This is a genomic window from Thiorhodococcus drewsii AZ1, from assembly GCF_000224065.1.
GTDB classification, from domain to species: domain Bacteria; phylum Pseudomonadota; class Gammaproteobacteria; order Chromatiales; family Chromatiaceae; genus Imhoffiella; species Imhoffiella drewsii.
In genome coordinates this window covers 37,606-60,356 of the sequence record NZ_AFWT01000012.1, presented here as the reverse complement: position 1 = coordinate 60,356, position 22,751 = coordinate 37,606, and the positions used below count along the sequence as shown (strand labels likewise).

Sequence of the window (22,751 nt, the reverse complement as noted above, 5' to 3'; positions counted from 1 at the left end):
CAATGCCATTTGTCGGAGTGCAGTCGGGACGAGAGGCGCTGTTCGAGCCCCAGCCGCGCGTCATTGTGGCCGTGAACGATGCGGCGGCCTGGCGGCTGAATCCGGAGCATCGTCAGGTCTACGACAAGCTGAGTCTTGCGCTGGCCGCCGGGTTGCGCGCGGCGCCTTGCGGCGTGGATCCGATCGATTGCGGCGTCGCGCCCGACGCGCGTCTGTTCGTGAAGCCTGTCGTCAACCTGGCCGGGATGGCGCTGAATGCCCGCTCCGTTCCCGCCGACCGGGTGCCGATGGAGCCGGGCAGTTTCTGGTGCGAGCATCTGATCGGCGAGCACCTGAGCAGCGATTGTCTGGTGCGTGATGGCGAACCGATCTGGTTCGCCCATACCCGCGCATCGCGTCTCAAGGATCGCGAACGCCCAGTCTATTGGGATGTTGGGGTCGAACTCGGAGATGAGGAATCGGCGCTGGTGGATATGATCCGGCGCTGCCTGCCCGGTTACACCGGGCTATGCAATCTGGAGATGATCGGCGGGCGTCCCATCGAGATGCATCTGCGCGGCTCCAACGGATTTTTCGACCTCTATGGATCGGAGTTCATTCCTGCCTGGGTCGCGCTCGTCGATGGCGAGTCGTTCGCGCCGCCGCCTCCTGTTTCAGGCGGATTGGTGATCTCATTGTTCGGCACGGAGCCGCCGTCCGCCGAGCAGATCGCGCGTGTTCGCGAGGCGGGCGGGCGGTTGCAACTGGATGTGCATACCTCGGATCGAGCGGCGATCGTGCGTTGTCACGACCGACGCTTGGGGATGCGGTTGCTGCGCGAACTGGGCCTGGACGGCTGAGATCAGAGTTTCGGTATCTCGATGGGATCGCGTTTCTCTGGGTTGTGGCGGTAGAAGGCTGCCACATTGCCGATGCGGGAGATGAGATCGGCCTGGGTCCGCTCCCGGATGACCTCGATCGCCGCGTCGCGATCCTCGCGATCCCCAGCGTTGATCTTGATCTTGAGCAGTTCGTGGTGGGCGAGGGCGATCTCGATCTCGGCCAGGACCGACTCGCTGATGCCGTGCTGGCCGACGGTGACCACTGGCTTGAGATGATGGACCTGCTTCTTGAGCCAGCGTTTCTGTTTTTCGGTGATATTCATGTATTTCCGGGGACTCGTCTCTGGGGCGGGTCTAGCGTGAGGTTGGGCGTTCGTCCGTTCGCCGCATGCTGGTTCCACATTTGGCCTCGATGGGCACTGGCCTGGGCATCCAGCAAGGATGCCGCGCTGAGACGTCAGGGACGATCTCGTGGCGTGGAGGCGGCGAGAGGGGGCGCTATTCTATACCCAACGCGTGTCGATGATACGGTCAAATCTAGACTGGGTCGGGTGACCGTCAGTTGGCAGGCGCGTTCGATGGCCGCGAGGCGTGCCGATCTTGAGCGGACGCCTTTGGGCACCACGACAGGGCGCTGCTGCAAACCGTTTGCGAAGCATGGCGGTTTACCCTTCGGATGGGCAAGACTAGAATGCCCAACCTTTCTGAATTCGAACTCCGCGCGTGGGAGTGCACTTGGCTCAAGTATCCGATCTTCGATTTCTGGTGACGCCGGGCGGCTCGTTACAGGGACGTCTGCGCGTGCCTGGCGACAAGTCCATTTCGCATCGTTCCATCATGCTGTCCGCGATCGCCGAGGGCGAGACGCACATCACCGGTTTCCTCGAAGGGGCCGATGCCTTGGCGACCCTCGCGGCCTTTCGGCGCATGGGGGTCGAGATCGACGGACCACGCGAGGGCGAGGTCCGGGTGCGCGGCGTGGGTTTGCGGGGGCTGACCGCGCCGGACGGTCCGCTGGATCTGGGCAATTCGGGTACCTCGATGCGCCTGCTCTCCGGTCTGTTGGCCGGGCAGTCCTTCGCGACCACCCTGATCGGCGACGCCTCGCTGACCAAGCGGCCGATGCGCCGGGTCACAGAGCCGCTGGCCGCCATGGGCGCGCGTATCCAGACCACTGAAACCGGAACCGCTCCACTCGGGATCGAGCCCGTCTCCAGCCTGAGCGGTATGCAGTACGCCATGCCGGTCGCCAGTGCCCAGGTCAAATCCTGTCTGTTACTCGCCGGGCTCTATGCCGACGGCGAGACCTGCGTCACCGAGCCGGCCCCGACCCGCGACCACACCGAGCGCATGCTGACCGCCTTCGGTTACTCCGTGCGCACTCAGGGCTCCCGTGTCTGTCTTACGGGCGGAGGGCGTCTGCAGGGCTGTCGCTTGCGGGTTCCGGCGGACATCTCCTCGGCGGCCTTTTTCCTCGTTGGGGCCAGTATCGCGCCGGATTCGGATCTGACCCTCGAATCCGTGGGCATCAATCCGACACGTGTCGGCGTGATCAATATCCTGCGACTGATGGGTGCCGATATCGAGCTGATCGATCGGCGTATCGAGGGCGGCGAGCCGGTGGCCGACATTCGGGTGCGCTCGGCGTCGCTCAAGGGCATTCGCATTCCCGAGGATCAGGTTCCCTTGGCGATCGACGAATTTCCCGCGCTCTTCATCGCGGCTGCCTGTGCCGAGGGCGAGACGCTGCTGACGGGTGCCGAGGAGCTTCGCGTCAAGGAAAGCGATCGGATTCAGGTGATGGCCGATGGTTTGGCGCGGCTGGGGATCGAGGCCGAGCCGCGTGCGGACGGCATGCGTATCGTCGGCGGGACGCTCGGTTCGGCGCTGGCCGCCGAGGGTGGCGCCATCGATGCCCATGGCGATCATCGTATCGCCATGGCATTCGCCATCGCCGGGCTGCGCGCGAGCGGGCCGGTCGAGATCCAGGACTGTCTGAATGTCGAGACCTCCTTTCCAGGTTTCGCCAGCCTCGCGTCAGGAATCGGTCTGGGGGTTCGGGAGGTTCGGGCATGATCCCCGTCATCACTATCGACGGTCCGTCCGGGACCGGTAAGGGAACCCTTACCGATCTGCTCGCCGAACGCTTGGGCTGGAGCAGCCTCGACAGCGGGGCGCTCTATCGCGTGCTGGGTGTCGCCGCGCGACGCCAGGGCGTTGCGTTGGACGATGCCGACGTGTTGGCGGGGCTTGCCGACACCTTGCCGGTGCGCTTCGTCTCCGGCCAGGTCTTGCTCGGCGAGGACGATGTCTCGGCCGAGATCCGCACGGAAGAGGCCGGCATGGCTGCCTCCAAGGTGGCTGCCCATCCCGAGGTGCGTGCCAGTCTGCTCGACTGGCAGCGTCGCATGGCCCGCGAGCCCGGTTTGGTTGCGGACGGGCGCGACATGGGAACCGTCGTATTTCCCTCCGCGCCGCTCAAGATTTTCCTCGACGCCAGCCCCGAGGTGCGTGCCGAGCGTCGATATAAACAGTTGAAAGGCAAGGGGTTGGATGCTAACCTCCCCCAACTTGTACGAGACATTCGTGAGCGGGATGCGCGAGATCGCAATCGACCGGTGGCGCCTCTGTGTGCGGCCGATGATGCGATCCTGGTCGATTCCACCGCCATGTCTATCGCTGAAGTGCTCGATCGGGTTCTGGAAGAGGTGAGGCGCGTCTTCCCGAAACTGGTCCTCTGATGGGTGGGCGTATTGTCCCGCGGCAATCCGTGGGCTCGGGCGTCCTCTTATGGTGGGTCGGTGCAGAATGCGCCGGCCTTTTCGTTTATTTAAATACCCCTCGCTCCGGATGGGGCGGGATAGCGCGCCGTTCTCAGGATAACTGGATCTCATGACCGAAAGCTTTGCCGAACTTTTTGAACAGAGTCTGAATACTACCCAGCTGCAGCCGGGAACCATCGTCGTTGGAACCGTGATCGAGATCACCTCCGACAACGTCGTCATCAATGCCGGGCTCAAGTCCGAGGGCATCGTTCCTCGTAGTCAGTTCCTGTCGCCCGAAGGTGAGCTGGAGGTTGCCGTCGGCGACGACGTGGAAGTCGCACTGGATGCCGTCGAGGACGGCTTCGGCGTCACCCGCCTGTCCCGCGAGAAGGCAAAGCGTTTCGCCGCGTGGGACTTCCTGGAGAAGGCATTCGAGAACGCTGACACCGTCAAGGGCATGATCAACGGCAAGGTCAAGGGCGGTTTCACCGTCGACCTGGGTACCGTGCGTGCCTTCCTGCCGGGCTCCCTGGTCGACGTGCGTCCGGTGCGCGACACCACCTACCTCGAAGGGAAAGAGCAGGAATTCAAGGTCATCAAGCTCGACCGCAAGCGCAACAACGTGGTCGTCTCCCGCCGTGCCGTGGTGGAAGAAGAGTACAGCGCCGAGCGCGAGCAACTCCTCAAGAACCTCGAAGAGGGCATGGAAGTCAAGGGTGTGGTCAAGAACCTCACCGACTACGGCGCCTTCTTGGATCTGGGCGGTATCGACGGCCTGCTGCACATTACCGACATGGCCTGGCGCCGCGTCAAGCATCCGTCCGAGGTCGTCGAGATCGGCGACGAGATCAGCGTCAAGGTGCTCAAGTTCGACCGCGAGCGTCAGCGCGTCTCTCTCGGCCTCAAGCAGATGGGCGAGGATCCGTGGGTCAACATCTCCCGTCGCTATCCCGAGAGCACCCGAGTCTTCGGTAAGGTCACCAACATCGCCGACTACGGCTGCTTCGTCGAGATCGAAGAGGGTGTCGAGGGTCTGGTGCACGTCTCCGAGATGGACTGGACCAACAAGAACATCCATCCGAGCAAGGTCGTGGCCCTGGGCGACGAGGTCGAGGTCATGGTGCTGGATATCGACGAGGAGCGTCGCCGCATCTCGCTCGGCATTAAGCAGTGCGCCATGAATCCTTGGGACGAGTTCGCCGTGACCCATAAGAAGGGCGATCACGTCTCCGGCAAGATCAAGTCGATCACCGACTTCGGTATCTTCATCGGTCTGGACGGCGGCATCGACGGTCTGGTCCACCTCTCCGACATTTCGTGGGACGAGGCTGGCGAGCAGGCGCTGCGTCGCTACAAGAAGGGCGACGAGCTCGAAACCGTCGTCCTGTCGGTCGATCCCGAGCGCGAGCGTATCTCGCTTGGCGTCAAGCAGCTCGACAAGGATCCCTTCTCCAGCTTCGTGGCGTTGCATGAGAAGGGCAGTGTCGTGACTGGCGTGATCGCCGATGTCGATGCCAAGGGCGCGACCATCACCCTGGCCGATGGTGTCGAGGGCTACCTGCGCGCCTCCGAGATCTCGCGCGATCGTATCGAGGACGCGCGTTCGGTTCTGAAGATCGGTGAAGAGGTCGAGGCCAAGTTCCTCGGCGTCGATCGTAAAAACCGCAGCTTGTCGCTGTCGATGAAGGCGAAGGACATGGAAGACGAGCAGACCGCAATGAAGGGCTACTCGCGCGAGGCCTCCAACGGCACTGCGACCCTGGGCGACATCCTGAAGGAGCAGATGGAAGAGGCTCAGCGGGGCAACTGATTTCCGCTGTTCCTATGTGAGTGTGGGGCCCGTCATGGGCCCCACTGGCTTTTCCCAGGAGTCGAAACCATGACGAAATCGGAGCTGATCGACATTCTGGCCGCCGAGCAGGACCATCTTCCCTATAAAGATGTCGAAGAGGCCGTCAGAAAGATCCTCGAGCGTATGAGCACTGCGCTCGCGTCCGGTGAGCGAATCGAGATTCGCGGATTCGGAAGCTTTTCGCTGCACTACCGCCCGCCGCGTATTGGGCGCAACCCCAAGACAGGTGACTCCGTGTCACTGGCTGGCAAGCACGTACCCCATTTCAAGCCCGGAAAGGAGCTGAGAGACCGCGTCAATCAGGCCTTCCAGGCGACCCTCGACGGTCAAACGTCTTCCTCGGAAGATGGCGAGTCCTCGTCGGATGAAGAGCCGGAACGCGTTCCGGTCGCGGTATCCCGCTAATTCGACGCTTCGGGCATCCCATTCGCGGTGCCTTTTTCGCTTTTAGATCGCAACCCTTCGTTCGTCGATCGGACCCATTCAGCCCGGTCCTTGTGCCTGCGTTCGGCTCGCATGGCGCGAGGTTTCCGGTGCGGTCCGATTCCCGCGCCTTCTAGTGACCAGTTGGGATTATCCTGCCCTCCTGGATTGCGGCTCCTCGTCTCGCCGGATGATCCGGTTCGTCGGAAAACGACAAGAGAAGATGGATCCACGCCCCGGCTCGCTTGAGATAGTCAGGCGTGCCTCATGACGGTTCAGGACGTGCTTGACGATGGCCAATCCCAAACCGGTTCCGCCGGATTCGCGCGAGCGTGCGCGGTCGACGCGGTAGAAGCGCTCGGTCAGTCGAGGCAGGTGCTCGGTCGCGATCCCCGGACCGTCATCCTCGACGGCGAAAATAGGGCCATCCTCATCGCTATTCCAACGGACGCGAATGCGCGTTCCGGCCGGCGTGTGCTTGATCGCGTTGAAGACGAGGTTCGAGAAGGCGCTGCGCAGTTCGGGTTCGCTGCCGAGCAGCAGTAGCGCATCATCGACCTCTATCTCGAACCGATGCTGGCCTCCGCTCAATGCCTGTGCCTCCTGCATGATGAGATGTAGCTCATCCGGGATGTCCGCCGCCCGCTGTTCGCCCGGCTTCTCGTCCATTTCCAGTCGGGAGAGCGTCAGTAGATCCTCAATGATGGAGCACATCCGCTCGGTCTGATTGTGCATCAGGGTCAGTGGGCGACGGTGCGTGATGGGTGTCGTCGGGGTGTCGATCAGGTTCTCGACGAAGCCCGCGATGACCGTCAGCGGGGTGCGTAGTTCGTGTGAGGCATTGGCCACGAAATCGCGTCGGATCATATTCAGGTGGTAGATCTTGGTGATGTCGCGCCCGACCACCAGACGCTGTTTCTTACGCTCGCCGAACGGCGTGATGCGAAGCGACAGCATGATGGCCCGGTTGTGCTCCGGAGCGATGTCGAGCGGGCGCATGTATTCGCTGGTCTCGATGAATTCGTCAAGCTCCGGGTTGTTCAGGATGTCGGTGAAGAGCTGTCCGTCATCCTCCGGCCAATGGATGTTCATGAGTCGCGCCGCAGCCGGATTGGCCCAGTCGATCCGCAACTGTTTGTTGAGGATGACCAGGGCGTCCGGGACCGCGTTGGCGGCCTCGCGAAAGCGTCGACTGAAACGGATCTGGCGTTTGCGGCCCTTGCGCGCGCGCTGCTGATAGCGGGCGATGGTGCGATAGACCTCGCCCCAGAGACCGCGCGGAAAGGGTGGCGCCAGGCGGTGCTGCCGTCGGATCAGGCGTGTGAGCCGGATCAGATAATAGAGTGAGCGCAGGATGTAGGGGAGGACGGCGAGCAGCCAGAACCATGCCGTATCCATGCCGGGCAGCGAGGCCAATGCAAAGCTGGCGCACGTCGGCAGGAGCAGCAGATTCAGTTCGAAGAGCAGGGGGCGTCGCATGGACTCCCCGCGTGAGGCGACCTTGTTTCCCAAGGTGGATCAGACTTTGTCGGAGAACCGATAGCCGACTCCGCGTACCGTCTGCAGGAGACCGTCGTGACCGGTCGATTCCAATGCCTTGCGTAGCCGGCGTACGTGCACATCGACCGTGCGCTCCTCGACGTAGACCTGATCGCCCCAGACCTGATCGAGCAACTGCGAGCGGCTGAAGGCGCGGTCGGCGTGCGTCATGAAGAAATGCAGCAGACGGTACTCGGTCGGGGCGACCTCGATGGCGCGGCCTTCGGCGCTGACCCGGTGGCTGATGTTGTCGATGCGCAGTCCGCCGATGTCGATCTCGTCCGCCGGCTCGTCGGGTTTGGTGCGGCGTAGTACCGCCTTGACTCGGGCCACCATCTCGCGGGGCGAGAAGGGCTTGGCGATATAGTCGTCGGCACCCGTGTCCAGTCCCTTGACCCGATCCTCTTCCTCGCCGCGCGCGCTGATCATGATGATCGGCACGGTGCGGGTCTTGGGGTTCTGTTTGAGCTGTTGCGCCAGCTCCAGGCCGGAGCGGCCCGGCAGCATCCAGTCGAGCAGGATCAGATCCGCGTTGTCGCTGGAGAGCAGCCGGCGCGCATCGTCGGCATGGCCGGCCTCCATGACGCGATACTCCGCGCTCTCCAACGCGAAGCGCATGACTTCGCGGATATCGGGTTCATCATCGACGACAAGAATGGTTGCCATGGCCACGGGTCCTGGGGGTGCGAAACGCCTGTTTTGGGCGCCTTTCAATGAGGTTTGGGGTCTCGTCCGGATCGGATTGCCCGACACCGGACGAGGGGTATTGGAACCCATTTTATGGACAACTGATGACGGTCCGATGACTGTGATTTCGGACCGTTCACGTCGCCTCAGCTTGGCGATGGAGCGGCGTCTGGATCGCTGTCTCTTACCCGCTCGAATTCCTTGGCCAATCGTTCGGCCTTGTCCGCGCGGTCGAATCGGCTGACGAGGACGATGGCGATGGTCGAGAAGAGTATTCCAGGAACCAGCTCGAAGAGATCGAAGAGTCCGCCGTCCAGGTGCTTCCAGATCACGACCGTCAGTCCTCCGGTCAGGATTCCCGCCAGGGCTCCAAGACTGGTCATGCGCGACCAGTAGAGTGACAACACCAGAGCGGGCCCGAAGGCGGCACCGAATCCGGCCCAGGCATAGGAGACCAGATCCAGCACCAGTGTGTCTGGATCCAGCGCGATCAGGAGGGCGCCCAGCGCCACCAGCGCGACCGCGATGCGTCCGACCATGACCAGCTCGGACTGACTGGCCGAGCGTCTGAAGAGCGTGCGGTAGACGTCCTCGGTGAAGGCCGAGGAGCAGACCAGGAGTTGCGAGTCGGCCGTACTCATGATGGCGGCCAGGATGGCGGCGAGCAGAATGCCGGCCACCAGCGGGTGGAAGAGCAGGTTGGTTAGCACGATGAACACGGTTTCGCGCGCGTCATCGGCAAGTGGCGGGTCGATCAGCAGGATGCCGGCCATACCGGTGAGGACCGCTCCGATCAGGGTGAGCGCCACCCAGGTGACCGCGATGCGCCGTGCCGTGCCGACCTGGCGGTGCGACGCGATCGCCTGAAAGCGGGCCAGGATATGCGGTTGCCCGAAATATCCGAGCCCCCAGCCCGCGAGCGAGAGGATGCCGATGAGTCCGAGCGGGCTGCCGTCGGCATGGGTCATGGGATCGAGCAGATTGGGGTTGGCCTCCGCGATGCGGCTCAGAGCAGGCTCGATGCCTCCGATCAGCTCCAGTCCCATCACTGGGACCAGGATCAGCGCCAGGGCCATCAGCAGCCCCTGGAGTACATCGGACCAGGATACGGCGAGGAAGCCGCCGAAGGCGGTGTAGATGAGGATGGAGAGCACCGCCAGGCTGACCGAGACGACATAATCGACGCCGAAGACGGATTCGAACAGCTTGCCCCCGGCCACCAGGCCCGAGGCCGTATAGATCAGGAAGAAGGCCAGGATGAAGAATGCGGCCAGCCCACGCAGCACTCCAGAACGATCGTCGAAACGCTTGCCGAAATATTCAGGTAGTGTCAGTGCGTCATCATAGGCGGCGCTGAAGACCCGCAGCCGTCGCGCCACGATGCGCCAATTGAGCCAGGTTCCGAGCAGCAGCCCGCCGGCGAGCCATAGAGACTCCAGTCCGGCAGCATAGGCCAGCCCGGGCAGTCCGAGGAGGAGCCATCCGCTCATATCGGAGGCGCTGGCGCTCAGGGCGGCGACACCGCTTCGGAGCTTGCGTCCACCGAGGATGAAGTCCGATAGATCGCGCGTGCGCTGATAGGCGTACCAGCCGATTAGCAGCACGACGGCGAAATAGACCCCAAAGGTCAGGGCGATGATGGCGGGATGTTGGGTCACTCGTCACTCCTTACGGGACGTCGATTCGGGTTGTCGAATCGAGCAGAGGCGGCTAGTTTAGAGCGTCTCGAAAGCGGCTTCCAACCGAGGCTACCGCGAGGCTGCGTTTTCGTCGTCCCTCGCCGGTCGCTGCTCGGCTCGACCCGACTCTCCCGGCCTTTTGGTTCCGGTGGGCATCAGACGGCGGGTCAAACGTCATGAGAGGTATTGCGATGAGTGAAGGCCAGATCCTGAAGGGCGAGTCCATCTATCAGGGGCGGGTCATCGACCTGTCACTGGAGACGGTCGAATTGCCGAATGGCGGACATGTCGAACTCGAGATCGTGCGACATCCCGGCGGTGCGGCGGCCGTCGCTCTCGACGATCAGGACCGCGTTTGTCTGCTGCGTCAGTTCCGCCATGCCAGCGGTGGTTGGCTGTGGGAGCTTCCGGCCGGCCGCATCGATCCTGGTGAAACGCCGTTCGAGACCGCCCGGCGCGAACTGGCCGAGGAGGCCGGTCTGAATGCGGCGGATTGGACGGATCTCGGCTTCATGCACAGCTCACCCGGTATCTTTACCGAGGTGATCCATCTGTGGCTGGCGCGCGGTCTCGACAGCCAGCCGCTGGCGCACGAGGACGGCGAGGTCATCGAGGTCCACTGGCTGCCGCTGTCCCAGGCGCTCGACTGGTGCAACGACGGTACCATCACCGACAGCAAGACCCTGATCGGGCTCTACCGCGCCGGCGCCTACATCAAGAACGCCTTCGAGATGCTGTCGGAGGATCCGGGATGCTGACGCGGGACCTTAAATCACTCTCCGATGCAGGATCGTTCCATGCGTAACCACTGTCTCATGCACGTTCCCTTCGAAGGACCTGCGGCGATTGCCGACTGGTGCGCCCAGCGCGGCCATGAGCTGACCCGAACGCCGGTCTATTCCGGCGGGGTGCTGCCTGCACAGGATGACTTCGATCGACTCTTCGTCATGGGCGGTCCGATGGGAATCTACGACGAAGCGGAACATCCCTGGCTCATCCGGGAGAAGGCCTTCATCGCCGAGACCATCGCCGCTGGAAAAACCGTGATCGGCGTCTGTCTCGGGGCGCAACTGATCGCCGACGTGCTCGGGGCGCGAGTTCATCGCAATCCGCACATCGAGATCGGCTGGTTTCCTATCGATCTCAGTGAGGCGGGACGTGACTCCGAGGTCGCCGGCTTCCTGCCGCCGAGTGTCGAGGTCTTCCATTGGCACGGCGACACCTTCGATCTGCCGCCGGGTGCGGTACATCTCGCCTCCAGCGAGGCCTGTCGGAACCAGGCCTATCTCTACGAGGGGCGAGTGCTGGGACTCCAATTCCATATCGAATCGACCCCGCAGAGCGTGACCGACATCACCACCCACTGCGCCGACGAACTGACTCCGGGCGCGTACATCCAGAGCGCCGAGCGCATCTTGGCCGCGACCGACGAGGACTACGCGCGCATCAATGGCGTGCTCTTCGGAATCCTCGACCGGCTGCCGTAGGTCCGAATCCATTCCTTCGCCTTATGCCTCCGCCTTCTGCCGCAGCAGCTTGACCTGGAAGAGTGTGTTGCGCTCTTCTTCTTCGAGCGACGACTGGATGAAATGGATGGTGCGTTGGTAGCGGGGGATGATGTTGTATTTGAGCGCATTGACCCGCTTTTGGGTCTTGCGCTGCTCCTCCAGCAGACGATGCAGGGCGATCTCCACCTCGGCGAGACGCGCCAGGAAGACGCTCGTGTCGGCGAGGTTGTCTCGTGTGCTGTCGAAGCTGGCGTCGCTTCCCAGCAGACCGACCGGGGTCAGAGGAATGCGCTCGCTGGTCACTGCCGGATACTCCACGCCCAGCGCCCGGCGCGGCAGGATGTCGACCTTGAGCGCCGGTTGCGCCCCGAGCGCCGCCTGTTGGATGCCTCGGCTGCCCATGCGTAGATGGGTGATGCTCAGACAGCGATAGGCCTGGGCAAGCGTGTCCTCCGCCGCCGCGCGCAGCTCGCGGTATTCACCAATGCGCTCGTAGACCAGCCGCGTCAGCAGCTCGCGCTTGCGTTCGAGCAGGTCGTGCCCGTCCTCCAGAAACTTGATCTGTTTCTTGAGCCGAAGCAGGGTGTTCTTGGTCGGTGGAACCTTGATCAACTGTTGTGCCATGCGTCCTCCCGCTCGGCGAGGCAATCGGGGCCGCTCATCTCGTATTCGCGGCACAGCAGTGGCCGCTGTTCGTAGATACGGCACAGGAGCGTGTCGCGATCGAGCGCGGCGCACCAGCCGTCGTCCAGACGTCTCATGGTGACCGATCCCCAGGCGTCATGCGTGGTATAGCGCTCCGGAACGCCGGTGTCGGTCAGACAGATGACCTCCAGACGACAGCAGGCCGCCGCGCAGGAGTCGCAGGTCACCGCTGGGGGTGGCGCGTCGGGCGGATCGTCGTCAGTCGCGTTCATGGTAGTACTTGGCCAGATCGGTTTCGTTCATTCGGGTCAGCGCATCGCGCGGGAAGCCGCTCATCAGCTCCCAGGCAAGATTCAGTGTCGCCTCGATCGAGCGGTCCTCCGACTCGCCCTGACCGACGAAGGTCTGGTCGAATGCGTCGGCAAAACCGAGAAAGCGCCGGTCGCGCTCGGAGAGTTCGTCGGCGCCGATGATGGACGCCAGGTTACGCGTTTCCTGGGCGCGGGCGTAGAGGGCATAGAGCTGGGCGGCAACGCGCGGATGGTCCTCGCGCGTGTCGTCCTTGCCGATACCGTCCTTCATCAAACGCGACAGGCTCGGTGAGATGTGCACCGGCGGATAGATGCCCTGGTTGTGCAACTCGCGCGAGAGCACGATCTGACCCTCGGTGATGTAGCCGGTCAGGTCCGGGATCGGATGGGTGATGTCGTCCGAAGGCATGGAGACCACCGGCATCATGGTGATGGAGCCATGACGCTCGTGGATGCGTCCGCAGCGCTCGTAGAGTTCGGCCAGATCGGAGTAGAGATAGCCCGGATACCCCTTGCGCGCCGGCACGTCGCCCTTGGCGGTCGCCACCTCGCGCAGCGCCTCGGCGTAGTTGGTCATGTCGGTCAGCACCACCAGCACATGGCGGTCGAGGTCGTAGGCCAGATACTCGGCTGCGGTCAGGGCGGTGCGGGGCAGGGTGAGGCGTTCCACCGGCGGATCGTCGGCCTGATTGATGAACATGACCACGTTGCGCAGCACGCCCGAGTTGGCGAACTCGTCGCGGAAGAACTTGGCGTCCGCGTAGGACACGCCCATGGCCGCGAATACCACCGAGAAGCTGGAGTCCTGATCGACCAGCTTGGCCTGGCGCACGATCTGCGCCGCCAGCCGGTTGTGCGGTAGACCCGAGCCCGAAAAGATCGGCAGTTTCTGTCCGCGCACCAGACTGTTCAGCCCGTCGATGGTCGAAATGCCGGTCTGGATGAACTCGCGCGGGTAGGTGCGGGCGGCTGGATTGATCGCAGAGCCGCCCACCGGGCGTCGCAGGTTGGAGAGCACCGGCGGACGTCCGTCGCGCGGCTCGCCGAGCCCGTTGAACTCGCGTCCCAGGATCTCGGGCGAAAGCGCGATCTCGATCGGCTCGTCCATGAAGCGGACCCAGGTGTTCTCCAGGTCCAGATCGTCCGTGCCCTCGAAGACCAGTATCAGCACCTCGTCGTCCGCTGCGCGGATCACCTGACCGTTGCGGATCTGACCCGCATGGTCCTCGATCCGCACTCGGTCGCCGAATGCCACGCCAGGGGTGTTCTTGACCACCAGGAGGCCGCCCCTGGCTTCGATGGCGGTGCGGTATTCCTTGATGCTCATGATTCAATGTTCCTCGTTTGGGCCAAGCGCCAAATTCTTGGGCGCTTGGCCGGCATGGGAATGGACAGCGATCCGGTCTGTCTCGTCGACGCCCAAACCTTGGTTGCTTCGCTGGCCAGATAGCGCACGCTACGGGTTTTCACGTTCTGTTCCAGGTTGTGCGGTACCAGAATGCGTCATCGTAACGGTGGTAGACGCCCGGGGGGAAGGATCCGGTATCGAGCGTCTCCGGCGGTCTGGTGACCAATGCGTCCGAGGCCGATCGGATCCGGGCTCCGGCATCCTGTGGCATCTTTTTGTTTTCACCCCTTCCAGTTCTGGTCCGTCATTTGTTTCACGGAGCCAGATTTCTTCATGTGCTGTTCTGCTGTATCGAGCGTTCTATGATGTCTTTCGAGGCTTTGAAATGTTCATTTTTCGTCCCGTAATGATCCGGAACGACAATTCGATAAAGACCGCTGTCGCTACCATTGCGAACAAAAACCAAAGCTGTTCGGGTGAATCGTTTGCGGTTTGCCAAATCAGGCTTCCTAGCGCGCCGAGGCAGAGCGCAATACCGATTAGCGAAAGAAGACGACTGCTTCGTGTGTCGTCGGCCAATACCAGGTTGGCGCCATTGACCGCTGCAAAAATCAAAAGAAAACCAGCGCTGCCCATCGTGGACATGCTGGAGAGTTCGGTCAGATTGGCGATTAATAATGTGGCTCCCGATGTGATCAGAAGTCCATCCAGCGGTTTCCCCCATGTTTTCTTTTCAAGAATGCTTGGGAGTTCACCGTCTTTTGCGATGACGTAGCTCAGACGAGCAGCACCGTAAACCGTGGCATTGATGGCTGAAGCCGTCGAAAGCATGGCCGCGATGGCAATCAAGACGAATCCTGCTTGACCCAGTGACGGGCGTGCCGCCTCGGCGAGTGCGTAATCCTTCGCCTCTACGATCGTGTCGACCGGCAATGATCCAACGGTAACGATGGCAACCAGGATATAGAGCACGATGACGAAGCCAACGCTTGAATAGAACGCGCGAGGCAACGTCTTCGGTGCGTCTCGTACATCCTGCGCGGTATTGGCAATCAGCTCGAATCCCTCATAAGCGAGAAAGATGATCATCCCGCCTGCAATCAGGCTGACAGGGGACGACCATGAAGCAGGTGCAATCCTTGCGCTGTCAATGCCCCAGATGCCAACCCCAATGAAGAGGGAGAGGATCAACAGTTTGAGGAGTACGATCCAGTCTTCGGCCTTGCCAATCAGTCTAGCGTTGAATAGATTTAGCCCGGTAATGCCAAGGATGCTGGCGGTGATTAGAATATGTTTCCAGAATTCCTGTGAGGCCTTCGGAAAGAATGATGCGCCATAGCTACCGAAGGCATAGGCATACACCGATAGCATGACGATGTAGCCGATCCATAACAGGATGTTCGCGCTCCCTGTCAACAAACCTGGGCCAAACGCCTGATCTAGGAATGTGACCGTTCCTCCTTGACTTGGAAATGCGACGGAGAGTTTTGCATACGAGTAGGACGTGACGAGGGCAACGATTCCTGCAATCAGAAAGGCGACCGGAGCGCCTCCATTGGTCAGTTCCACCGAGAGGCCGAGAACAGCAAAAATGCCTCCGCCGACCATCCCGCCGATTCCTATTGACGTGACCTCCCAGTAGCTGAGTTTTTTATCGCTGCGTTTTCCCATAATTTTTACCAGTATTGATCGAGTCTAACCTAAACCTTTTGTTTTGGACGCGGTTCCCGAAGAGACTGGCAAGATTTTGGATCAAAACGCAAGCTCGGTACGGTTACGGAAGTGATCAAGCGCCTCTGGGTTCGCCAACGCCTCGCGATTGCTCACCGTCCGGCCATGGACGAGGTTGCGGACGGCGAGTTCGACTAGCTTACCGCTGCGGGTACGAGGCATGTCGGGAACCTGAATGATGCGCGCCGGGACGTGGCGCACGGTGGCATTGTCGCGGATCGTCCGGCGGATGCGCTCGGCGAGCGCCTGGTTTAGCTCCAGCCCCTCGCGCAGCTTGACGAAGAGCACCAGCCGCACATCGGTTGGACGCTCCGGCGGCCAGTCCTGGCCGATGACGAGCGACTCCACCACTGCCTCCAGCCGTTCGACCTGACGATAGATCTCCGCCGTGCCGATGCGAACGCCGCCTGGATTCAAGGTGGCGTCGGAGCGGCCATGGATGACGAGCCCGCCATGGGCGGTGATCTCGCAGAAGTCGCCGTGACACCAGACGCCGGGAAGGCGCTCGAAGTAGGCCGCACGGTAGCGGCTGCCGTCCGCGTCGGACCAGAAGCCGATCGGCATGGACGGGAAGGGCTTGGTGCAGACGAGCTCGCCTTTCGCGCCCCGCAGCGGATTCCCATCGTCGTCCCAGACGTCCACCGCCATGCCGAGCCCCCGGCACTGGATCTCGCCGCGCCACACCGGCAGCGCCGGGTTGCCGAGGACGAAGCAGGAAAGGATGTCCGTCCCGCCCGAGATGGAGGCGAGCTGCAGGTCGGGCTTGATCCGCGCATGGACATAGTCGAAGACTTCCGGCATCAAGGGGCTGCCGGTGCTGGTCATGACGCGCAGCGCCTGGAGCCGATGCGTCGCGCGCGGCTCGAGACCCTGCTTGGCCGCCGCGTCCAAGAACTTGGCGGATGTGCCGAAGTGGGTCATGTCCTCGGCCTCCGCGTAGTCGAAGAGGACGCGGCCGTCGCCGGCGAAGGGCGAGCCGTCGTAGAGCAGCAGGGTGGCGCCGCTGGCAAGGCCGGACATGAGCCAGTTCCACATCATCCAGCCGCAGGTCGTGTAGTAGAAGACCCGATCGCCGGGCTTGATGTCGCAGTGCAGCCGGTGCTCCTTGAGGTGCTGCAGCAGGATCCCGCCGGCGCCGTGGAGGATACATTTGGGGACGCCCGTCGTGCCCGACGAATAGACGATGAAGAGCGGGTGATCGAATGGGAGCGGCTCGAACTGGATCTCGTCGACGTCTCGGTAGGGCTCGACGAACGCCGCGAGGGTTTCGGCCCGGTCGATGGCGCTCAGGTCCGGGTTGGATTGGACATAGGGCACGACCAGGACACGGCGCAGCGTCGGCAGACGCTCGACGATCTCCGCGAGCTTGCCGAGACAATCGAGGGTTTTGCCTCCGTAGAAATAGCCGTCGCTGGCGATCAGCACCTTCGGCTGCACCTGGCCGAAGCGATCGACAACGCCTTGCACCCCGAAGTCGGGCGAGGCCGAGGTGAAGATGGCGCCGATACTGGCCGTCGCCAGCAAGGCGATCAGGGTCTCGGGAAGATTGGGAAGATAGGCGGCGACCCGATCCCCCGGCTCGACCCCGAGCCCGCGCAGCGCTGCGGCGAGACGCGCAACGTCCAGATAGAGCCCATCGTGCGACAGACGCCGCTTCACGCGGTCCTCGCCCCAAAAGACGACCGCGTCGGTGGTATCGCGTCGGCGCAGCAGGTTCTGCGCATAGTTCAGCCGCGCGTCGGGGTACCAGCGCGCGCCCGGCATACGATCGGCGTCGAGCAGCACCCGCGCGCCGCGATCGCCGATCACCTGGCCGTCCTCCCAGACACTGATCCAGAATTGCTCGGGCGACGAGACGGACCAGGCATAGAGGCTGTCCTGATCGGGCAGGTGGAGGCCCCATCGCGCCGCTGCGGCCACGCGGAAGGCCGTGATGTTGGCTGCGGCGATGCGGTCGGCCGATGGCGTCCAAATCGGTTGGTCGGTTGCGTTCGACATACGGGTATCCTCCGTCGATGCTCTTCTCTGTGGGGGCTGAATCGGGGCTGATGCCAACCCCGTCCCTGGCGTTCGAAAATCGGACGTTCAGACTGTCGCGGTCGACCGATTTTCGGACGCGCCAAGCGATGCGGTCGTCTGGGGGCGCGGCCGCTGCTCGGTGTCGTTCGCGGTGCCGGCAAGGGGCGAAGTGCCCCGTGGATCGCTTCTGGCGCATGCCTTGCTTGGCATGTGCTCGCGATCGATCCGCGCCGTTCGGTTCGAGTCGCGATACGGCTTGACAAGACCGCTGTGACGGAAAAGAGTCAAGCCACTGAAAACATAAATAGAAACGCGGCGATTCAGTCGCGCCGTTCGACGGCTCTTGGTTCATGGGCGACCTCGCGCCCTTCGCGAGCCATGCCGGTCGATCATCACGAGAGAGGAGAGCGGCCATGCCTGTCGCAAGACTGGGCGAGATCTTTTCGATCCCGGAGAACGATCATCGTGTGATGGATCTCTGGGAGCGGTTCCTCAACGGCGAGGAGGCCGATTCCGACGCGCTGCGACGGTTGATCGACGACTCCTGGCACCGCTGCCAAGCAGCGAGCGTCGATCCGAGTCGGCGAACGGCGGCCCCGCCGCTCGGCGCGGGCTCGCTCGATGCCTTGCGCGACGACTATTGCGAGCTGCTGGAGGCCGGGGCGCCCGTCATGGCCTCCGCGCGCGAACTCTTGTCCGAGACCGGGACCTTCATGGTCCTGACCGATCCCAGCGGGGTCATCCTCTCGACGGAGGGCGATAACATCACGCGCTCCGCTGCGGAGGACATCCAGCTCATGTCCGGTGCCGACTGGAGCGAACTGGCCTGCGGAACCAATGCCATCGGCACCGCGCTGGAGGTCGGCCAGCCGGTGCAGATCCATTCCGCCGAGCACTACTGCTCCGGTATCAAGCGCTGGACCTGCTCGGCCACCGTCATCCGCAACCCCTACGACGGCGACATCCTGGGCGTGGTCGACGTCTCCGGACTGGGGCCGTCCTACAGCCGCCATAGCCTTGCGCTGGTGGTGACGACGGCCGGACGCATCGAGAACCGGCTTGCCAGGATCGAGCTCGGTGCCCGATATCGGCTGCTCGAACACTGCGTCGATCGGCTCTCGAGCGCGGGATCGGACGGCGTGATCGTCTTCGACCGGCACGGTCGGGCGATCAAGGCCAACGAGCGGGCGGCGCTGGCGCTGGCGGTTCTCGGAGCATCGGATGCCGGCGTGATTGGTGACGGATTGGGGCATCTGAGGCTGCGCTGGACGAAGCGCCAGGTGGTTCCGGAAACCCTGCCGGACTGGCTGCGCCCCGAGTGGTTGGAGCCGGTGGTGCTGGACGGCGAACGGATCGGCGCCGTGCTCTCGATTCCAGCGCCGCGTGTGCGGAGTTCGGGTTCCAGGCGACCTGAGGGTTTGAACAAACCCGTTCAGGAACCGGTCAGCGGACCCTTCGGAGGCGTGATCGGCCAATCTCCAGCGCTCATTCAGTCCCTGAACCGAGCCCGTCAACTGGCCCGTTCGCGCGTGTCGGTCCTGCTGCTCGGCGAGACCGGTGTCGGCAAGGAGGTCTTCGCCCGCTGCATCCATGCCTCCAGCGCCGCCAAGGACAGCCCCTTCGTTGCGCTGAACTGCGGCGGGCTCACGCGCGACCTGCTCGCAAGCGAGCTGTTCGGCTACGCCGAGGGCGCCTTCACCGGTGCGCGCCGTGGTGGCATGATCGGCAAGATCGAGGCGGCGGACGGCGGGACGCTCTTCCTGGACGAGATCGGGGAGATGCCGATCGATCTCCAACCGCATTTCCTGCGCGTACTGGAGGAGGGGGAGGTCTACCGGCTCGGAGAGAACAAGCCGCGCACGATCAATTTCAGGCTCATCGCAGCGACCAACCGCGACCTGCGCAGCGAGATCCCGGCCGGTCGCTTCCGGATGGACCTCTTCTACCGGATCGCCGTCACCAGCATCCAAATTCCGCCGCTGCGCGAGCGGATCGAGGACGTCGCGCTCCTGGCCGAGCACTATCTGGCACTCCTGGCGCACGAGCACGGCCTGGAGCCGCGTACCCTCTCGCCCGCCGTCCTCGCCGCGCTCGAGCAGTATGCCTGGCCCGGTAACATCCGCGAATTTCGCAATGTCATGGAGGGCATGCTCCTCATGTCCCAGGACCTGATCCTGACCGAGCGCGACCTGCCGCCCGAGATCCTGGACGAGGTCCGGGTGGACGCATCGGGCGGCCAGGACAGCGGTCCCGCACTCATGGGTCTGGAGAGTGTCGAGCGCGATGTCATCCTGCGGACCATTCGCGGTTGTGGCGGAAACATGGCGGCGGTCGCCAGGGAGTTGGGCATCGCCAAGAGCACGGTCTACCTCAAGCTCAAGCGTTTCGGGTTGTCTGGCCATCTGGACGACCTTCGCGCCGGTCGGGTTTGATGGGGCAATCCGAGGGGCTTTGCGCCCCTTTCGGATTGGTCTGGATCGAGACATGCAAGGGCCATGGCTGGGCCGCCAGCGGCGGGCGGCCCAGACTCGCATCAGGCCGTCAGGCGGCCTTGGCCGGCACGGGCAGACCTAGCCACTGCTCGTAGAAGGTCTCGATGTCCGGCTCGAAGTCGTGGATGACCGGATACCAGGGGGTGGGGGCCTCGACGTCGTGCATGACGCCGCAGTTGGGGCAGTAGTATTCGCGGTAGACCTGCCATTGGGTGTCGGGCGCCATGAGGTTGGGATAGACCTCCGCCATCGCCTCCTCCGTGTCCCGCACATAGATGTTGGCGTGCAGCTTCCAGTTCTCGGTGTGATCGCAGAACGCATGTCCGCACCCGCACTGGATGATCCAGCGCTGGTTCTCGGCGGACTGCACGATATAGAGGTGCGGACCGAGCGGCAGGATGATGCGGTCAGGCCAGTCCACCTTGGACTGCAGCACCTCGAGATATTGGGTGAAGCGCTCCTGATCCTTCGGCATCGACAGCATGCGCATGGTGGTGTCCCAGTCGAGTTGGCCCTCGACCAGATGTTTGACCTGCTCTTTGGTATAGGTAGACATCGGATGGCTCCTGAATCGGGTTGAGAGACGGTTGGCGAACCGGTTATTCGTCCACGAGCGTGACGGTCTTCACGTCGGGCAGCAGGGACAGATCCATGCGGTAGGTGGATCCGTAGGAGGGGACGCCGAGTTCGTCCTCGTTCAGGGTCCAGTCGTCCGGCAGGCTCCAGAACTGCTTGAAGCTGTCGAGGAATTTTTGGGATAGCCCAAAGCTGGTCGCATACATGTGCCGCACCTGGAGCGACGCATGCTTGGTGAGGATCCGCTCGCGCTCCTCCTTCATCCAGTCGCGGGTCGGCATCGAGCGCGCCAGCCGCTCCTGACGTATCTCTGCGCGCCGCTGCTCGGTTTGGGCCGCGTCGACGCTCCAGATTCCGCTCGCGTCCTGGGCGATCACCGCGCCATAGACCTTGCGGGCATACTCCGGCAGCAGGTTTTCGAGGTTGAGATCCTGGGCGATCGCCTCCGGGTCGCGGTCGAGCGGGTCGCCGAAGCCCGGACCGCCGCGCAGATAGTTCAGATAGAGGTCGTAGTTGGCGTAACAGTCCTCGGTGGTCATGCACTGCTGGTCGCGCTTGATCCTCGCGTTGGCGTCGATGTGGTGCTCGTAGTCCGGCCGGTCCGGGTTGATGTCGGCGCCGAGGGGAAGGGAGTCGCCGAGCGCGATGCGCTCTTTCAGACCCGTGTCGTGTGCCTCGAAGCGGTAGCCAGTTGCCGACGGGTAGCCGCCCATCAACCCCCAGTCCGAGTTCATGAAGCCGTTGCCCATGAAGAACATGGTCCAGTCCTGCGCCTTCCAGACCATGCGCAGGGTCTCGAAGCCGCAGCCGCCGCTGTACTTGCCGTAGCCGCCGGAATTGCACTTGACGTTGCGCCCGAGATAGAGGAGCGGCTCGGCCATCTCCCAGATCTCGATGTCCCCCATATCGCCCTCCGGGTTCCAGATGGCGGCGGCATGGTTCAGTCCGTCCTTGATGGCGCTGGCGCCCGTTCCGCAGGAGCTGGCCTCGAAGCTGTTGACCGCGTGGATCTCGCCGTCCTGGTTGATGCCGCCGCCCTGCAGCCAGTTCGAGGTGTTGGCGTTTCCGGCGTTGACCTCCTCCAGATAGCCGCGCGCGAAATAGGCCTGCGACAGCCCGCGCCACATGGCGCTCCAGCCCGAGACCAGGAAGTGCCAGGCATAGGCATGCCCGGTGCGGCGGTCGTCCGGGTTCATCCAGGTGCCCTTGGGCAGTCGGAACTCGGTGCCGTAGTAGGCGCCGTCATTGATGCGTTGGGTTGGGATCAGCGTCTGGGTCATCATCACCCAGATGCCGCTGGTGAAGGCGACCTGGTTGGCGTTGTAGCTATGCCAGCCCCAGCGGCTCGCGCCCTCGAAATCCAGTCGCCAGGAACCGTCGCCACGGATCTCCATCTCGACCGGCGAGTGCATGATGGTATCGAGCTTGGCGAAGGCCGAGGGGGTCTGCACGTCCGGGTGGTTGTAGGGCACGTCGACGAAGGCGACCTTGCGGTATTTACCCGGCAGGGTCATCGCCTTGAGCCGGGTCTGGAGTCCGCGACGCCCTTCCTCGATCACCTCGAAGGCGAATTGTTCGTAGGCCTCGGCTCCCTCCTCGGCGATCACCTCCTCGACCAGGTCGCGGATCATGTGACAGCCGGCGATGCGGGTGCGCTCGTCGAGGATCCAGTACTTGGGCGTGCGCACCGAGCGCTGCGACTCGTGCACCCAATCCTTCAGCAGGCGATCCTTGACCCCGGTCTTGCGGCAGGTCACCTGGTAGCCGTCGCCGAAGCGCTGCACCTGGCCGGTCGACATGGAGCCCGGCGTGACCGCGCCGGTGTCGATGACATGGGTGACGCCGCCGACCCAGCCGACCAGCGTGTCGCCGGAGAAGATGGGCACGATGGTCATGATGTCGCAGGGATGGACGTTGCCGATCGAACAGTCGTTGTTGGTGAACATGTCACCGGGCTCGATGCCGGGATTGGTCTCCCAGTCGTTCTCGATCATGTACTTGATCGCCGCGCCCATGGTGCCGACGTGGATGATGATGCCGGTGGAGGTCAGCACGCAGTCTCCTGCGGCGTTGTAGAGGGTGAAGCAGAGCTCGCCCTCCTGCTCCACGATCGGACTGGCCGCGATCTTCTTCGCGGTCTCGCGGGCATGGACCAGACCGCCGCGCAGTTTGGAGAAGATCTTCTCGTAGCGGATCGGGTCGGCCTCGCGCAGCTCCAGGTGCTCCAGACCGTTGTAATGGCCATTCGCCTTGGTGCGTGCGAGGACCTCATCGCGGAATTGCTTGAGCGTCTGTCGGTTGCCGAGCAGCCCCGGGTTGTCGAGTGCGATCTTGGCTGGTTGATTCATGACGGAT

19 protein-coding genes are annotated in these 22,751 nt (G+C 63.2%); 8 read left to right on the top strand and 11 right to left on the bottom strand.

The genetic code is table 11. The features are described 5' to 3' along the window. Positions 1-2: 2 nt before the first annotated feature. The gene (locus THIDRDRAFT_RS09935; protein ID WP_007040707.1) at positions 3-839 is read left to right on the top strand and encodes a hypothetical protein; all 837 of its coding nucleotides are present in this window, start codon (positions 3-5) and stop codon (positions 837-839) included. A 2-nt stretch (positions 840-841) separates the two neighbouring features. Here THIDRDRAFT_RS09935 and yhbY read toward each other — a convergent pair whose 3' ends face one another. Next, entirely contained in the window at positions 842-1,144 is a 303-nt protein-coding gene (gene yhbY, locus THIDRDRAFT_RS09930; protein WP_007040706.1) for a ribosome assembly RNA-binding protein YhbY, read from the bottom strand. Positions 1,145-1,556: 412 nt separating this feature from the next. Here yhbY and aroA point away from each other — a divergent pair, with 412 nt between their 5' ends. The 4 genes from aroA (at position 1,557) to ihfB (ending at position 5,843) form a co-directional block, all read left to right on the top strand. Beyond that, on the top strand, positions 1,557-2,897 hold the full coding sequence (aroA, locus tag THIDRDRAFT_RS09925) for a 3-phosphoshikimate 1-carboxyvinyltransferase (protein ID WP_007040705.1): 1,341 nt from the start codon (positions 1,557-1,559) through the stop codon (positions 2,895-2,897). Further along, positions 2,894-3,562 (top strand): (d)CMP kinase, encoded by a 669-nt coding sequence (gene cmk / locus THIDRDRAFT_RS09920; RefSeq protein WP_007040704.1) that lies wholly within the window; start codon positions 2,894-2,896, stop codon positions 3,560-3,562. The genes aroA and cmk overlap by 4 nt, the downstream gene beginning before the upstream one ends. A gap of 151 nt (positions 3,563-3,713) precedes the next feature. Continuing rightward, on the top strand, positions 3,714-5,396 hold the full coding sequence (gene rpsA / locus THIDRDRAFT_RS09915) for a 30S ribosomal protein S1 (RefSeq protein WP_007040703.1): 1,683 nt from the start codon (positions 3,714-3,716) through the stop codon (positions 5,394-5,396). Positions 5,397-5,465: 69 nt separating this feature from the next. Further along, positions 5,466-5,843 carry an integration host factor subunit beta gene (ihfB, locus tag THIDRDRAFT_RS09910; protein WP_007040702.1) on the top strand — a complete coding sequence of 126 codons (378 nt, stop codon included), beginning with the start codon at positions 5,466-5,468 and terminating at the stop codon, positions 5,841-5,843. 168 nt (positions 5,844-6,011) lie between these two features. On the opposite strand, the gene phoR is transcribed toward ihfB, so the two are convergent. The 3 genes from phoR to putP all read right to left on the bottom strand — a co-directional run bounded on the left by phoR (position 6,012) and on the right by putP (position 9,745). Then, positions 6,012-7,340 (bottom strand): phosphate regulon sensor histidine kinase PhoR, encoded by a 1,329-nt coding sequence (phoR, locus tag THIDRDRAFT_RS09905; protein WP_007040701.1) that lies wholly within the window; start codon positions 7,338-7,340, stop codon positions 6,012-6,014. A 39-nt stretch (positions 7,341-7,379) separates the two neighbouring features. After that, positions 7,380-8,066: a phosphate regulon transcriptional regulator PhoB gene (gene phoB, locus THIDRDRAFT_RS09900; protein WP_007040700.1), complete on the bottom strand. Its 687-nt coding sequence runs from the start codon at positions 8,064-8,066 to the stop codon at positions 7,380-7,382. Positions 8,067-8,233: 167 nt separating this feature from the next. Beyond that, positions 8,234-9,745: a sodium/proline symporter PutP gene (putP, locus tag THIDRDRAFT_RS09895; RefSeq protein WP_007040699.1), complete on the bottom strand. Its 1,512-nt coding sequence runs from the start codon at positions 9,743-9,745 to the stop codon at positions 8,234-8,236. Between the two features lie 212 nt (positions 9,746-9,957). On the opposite strand from putP, the gene THIDRDRAFT_RS09890 reads away from it, so the two are divergent. Further along, positions 9,958-10,524 carry an NUDIX hydrolase gene (locus THIDRDRAFT_RS09890; RefSeq protein ID WP_007040698.1) on the top strand — a complete coding sequence of 189 codons (567 nt, stop codon included), beginning with the start codon at positions 9,958-9,960 and terminating at the stop codon, positions 10,522-10,524. Positions 10,525-10,563: 39 nt separating this feature from the next. Beyond that, complete coding sequence (locus tag THIDRDRAFT_RS09885) at positions 10,564-11,253, top strand: type 1 glutamine amidotransferase (RefSeq protein ID WP_007040697.1); 690 nt, start codon at positions 10,564-10,566, stop codon at positions 11,251-11,253. A gap of 21 nt (positions 11,254-11,274) precedes the next feature. Here THIDRDRAFT_RS09885 and THIDRDRAFT_RS09880 read toward each other — a convergent pair whose 3' ends face one another. The 5 genes from THIDRDRAFT_RS09880 to THIDRDRAFT_RS09860 all read right to left on the bottom strand — a co-directional run bounded on the left by THIDRDRAFT_RS09880 (position 11,275) and on the right by THIDRDRAFT_RS09860 (position 17,307). Further along, entirely contained in the window at positions 11,275-11,898 is a 624-nt protein-coding gene (locus THIDRDRAFT_RS09880) for a V-type ATP synthase subunit D (RefSeq protein WP_007040696.1), read from the bottom strand. Further along, the gene (locus THIDRDRAFT_RS09875) at positions 11,883-12,191 is read right to left on the bottom strand and encodes a YkgJ family cysteine cluster protein (RefSeq protein WP_007040695.1); all 309 of its coding nucleotides are present in this window, start codon (positions 12,189-12,191) and stop codon (positions 11,883-11,885) included. The genes THIDRDRAFT_RS09880 and THIDRDRAFT_RS09875 overlap by 16 nt, the downstream gene beginning before the upstream one ends. Beyond that, entirely contained in the window at positions 12,178-13,557 is a 1,380-nt protein-coding gene (locus THIDRDRAFT_RS09870; protein WP_007040694.1) for a V-type ATP synthase subunit B, read from the bottom strand. The genes THIDRDRAFT_RS09875 and THIDRDRAFT_RS09870 overlap by 14 nt, the downstream gene beginning before the upstream one ends. Before the next feature lie 381 nt (positions 13,558-13,938). Beyond that, on the bottom strand, positions 13,939-15,249 hold the full coding sequence (locus tag THIDRDRAFT_RS09865; RefSeq protein WP_007040693.1) for an APC family permease: 1,311 nt from the start codon (positions 15,247-15,249) through the stop codon (positions 13,939-13,941). 81 nt (positions 15,250-15,330) lie between these two features. Further along, entirely contained in the window at positions 15,331-17,307 is a 1,977-nt protein-coding gene (locus THIDRDRAFT_RS09860) for an acetoacetate--CoA ligase (RefSeq protein ID WP_007040692.1), read from the bottom strand. A 434-nt stretch (positions 17,308-17,741) separates the two neighbouring features. On the opposite strand from THIDRDRAFT_RS09860, the gene THIDRDRAFT_RS09855 reads away from it, so the two are divergent. Then, on the top strand, positions 17,742-19,760 hold the full coding sequence (locus THIDRDRAFT_RS09855; protein ID WP_007040691.1) for a sigma-54-dependent Fis family transcriptional regulator: 2,019 nt from the start codon (positions 17,742-17,744) through the stop codon (positions 19,758-19,760). A gap of 109 nt (positions 19,761-19,869) precedes the next feature. On the opposite strand, the gene THIDRDRAFT_RS09850 is transcribed toward THIDRDRAFT_RS09855, so the two are convergent. After that, complete coding sequence (locus tag THIDRDRAFT_RS09850; protein ID WP_007040690.1) at positions 19,870-20,376, bottom strand: acetone carboxylase subunit gamma; 507 nt, start codon at positions 20,374-20,376, stop codon at positions 19,870-19,872. A gap of 43 nt (positions 20,377-20,419) precedes the next feature. Next, positions 20,420-22,744: a hydantoinase B/oxoprolinase family protein gene (locus THIDRDRAFT_RS09845; protein WP_007040689.1), complete on the bottom strand. Its 2,325-nt coding sequence runs from the start codon at positions 22,742-22,744 to the stop codon at positions 20,420-20,422. Positions 22,745-22,751: the final 7 nt, after the last annotated feature.

Coding starts and splice junctions, on each gene's coding strand:
- THIDRDRAFT_RS09935 (WP_007040707.1), top strand. CDS start 3: ATGCCATTTGTCGGAGTGCAGTCGGGACGAGAGGCGCTGTTCGAGCCC.
- yhbY (WP_007040706.1), bottom strand. CDS start 1,144: ATGAATATCACCGAAAAACAGAAACGCTGGCTCAAGAAGCAGGTCCAT.
- cmk (WP_007040704.1), top strand. CDS start 2,894: ATGATCCCCGTCATCACTATCGACGGTCCGTCCGGGACCGGTAAGGGA.
- rpsA (WP_007040703.1), top strand. CDS start 3,714: ATGACCGAAAGCTTTGCCGAACTTTTTGAACAGAGTCTGAATACTACC.
- ihfB (WP_007040702.1), top strand. CDS start 5,466: ATGACGAAATCGGAGCTGATCGACATTCTGGCCGCCGAGCAGGACCAT.
- phoR (WP_007040701.1), bottom strand. CDS start 7,340: ATGCGACGCCCCCTGCTCTTCGAACTGAATCTGCTGCTCCTGCCGACG.
- phoB (WP_007040700.1), bottom strand. CDS start 8,066: ATGGCAACCATTCTTGTCGTCGATGATGAACCCGATATCCGCGAAGTC.
- THIDRDRAFT_RS09890 (WP_007040698.1), top strand. CDS start 9,958: ATGAGTGAAGGCCAGATCCTGAAGGGCGAGTCCATCTATCAGGGGCGG.
- THIDRDRAFT_RS09885 (WP_007040697.1), top strand. CDS start 10,564: ATGCGTAACCACTGTCTCATGCACGTTCCCTTCGAAGGACCTGCGGCG.
- THIDRDRAFT_RS09880 (WP_007040696.1), bottom strand. CDS start 11,898: ATGGCACAACAGTTGATCAAGGTTCCACCGACCAAGAACACCCTGCTT.
- THIDRDRAFT_RS09875 (WP_007040695.1), bottom strand. CDS start 12,191: ATGAACGCGACTGACGACGATCCGCCCGACGCGCCACCCCCAGCGGTG.
- THIDRDRAFT_RS09870 (WP_007040694.1), bottom strand. CDS start 13,557: ATGAGCATCAAGGAATACCGCACCGCCATCGAAGCCAGGGGCGGCCTC.
- THIDRDRAFT_RS09865 (WP_007040693.1), bottom strand. CDS start 15,249: ATGGGAAAACGCAGCGATAAAAAACTCAGCTACTGGGAGGTCACGTCA.
- THIDRDRAFT_RS09860 (WP_007040692.1), bottom strand. CDS start 17,307: ATGTCGAACGCAACCGACCAACCGATTTGGACGCCATCGGCCGACCGC.
- THIDRDRAFT_RS09855 (WP_007040691.1), top strand. CDS start 17,742: ATGCCTGTCGCAAGACTGGGCGAGATCTTTTCGATCCCGGAGAACGAT.
- THIDRDRAFT_RS09850 (WP_007040690.1), bottom strand. CDS start 20,376: ATGTCTACCTATACCAAAGAGCAGGTCAAACATCTGGTCGAGGGCCAA.
- THIDRDRAFT_RS09845 (WP_007040689.1), bottom strand. CDS start 22,744: ATGAATCAACCAGCCAAGATCGCACTCGACAACCCGGGGCTGCTCGGC.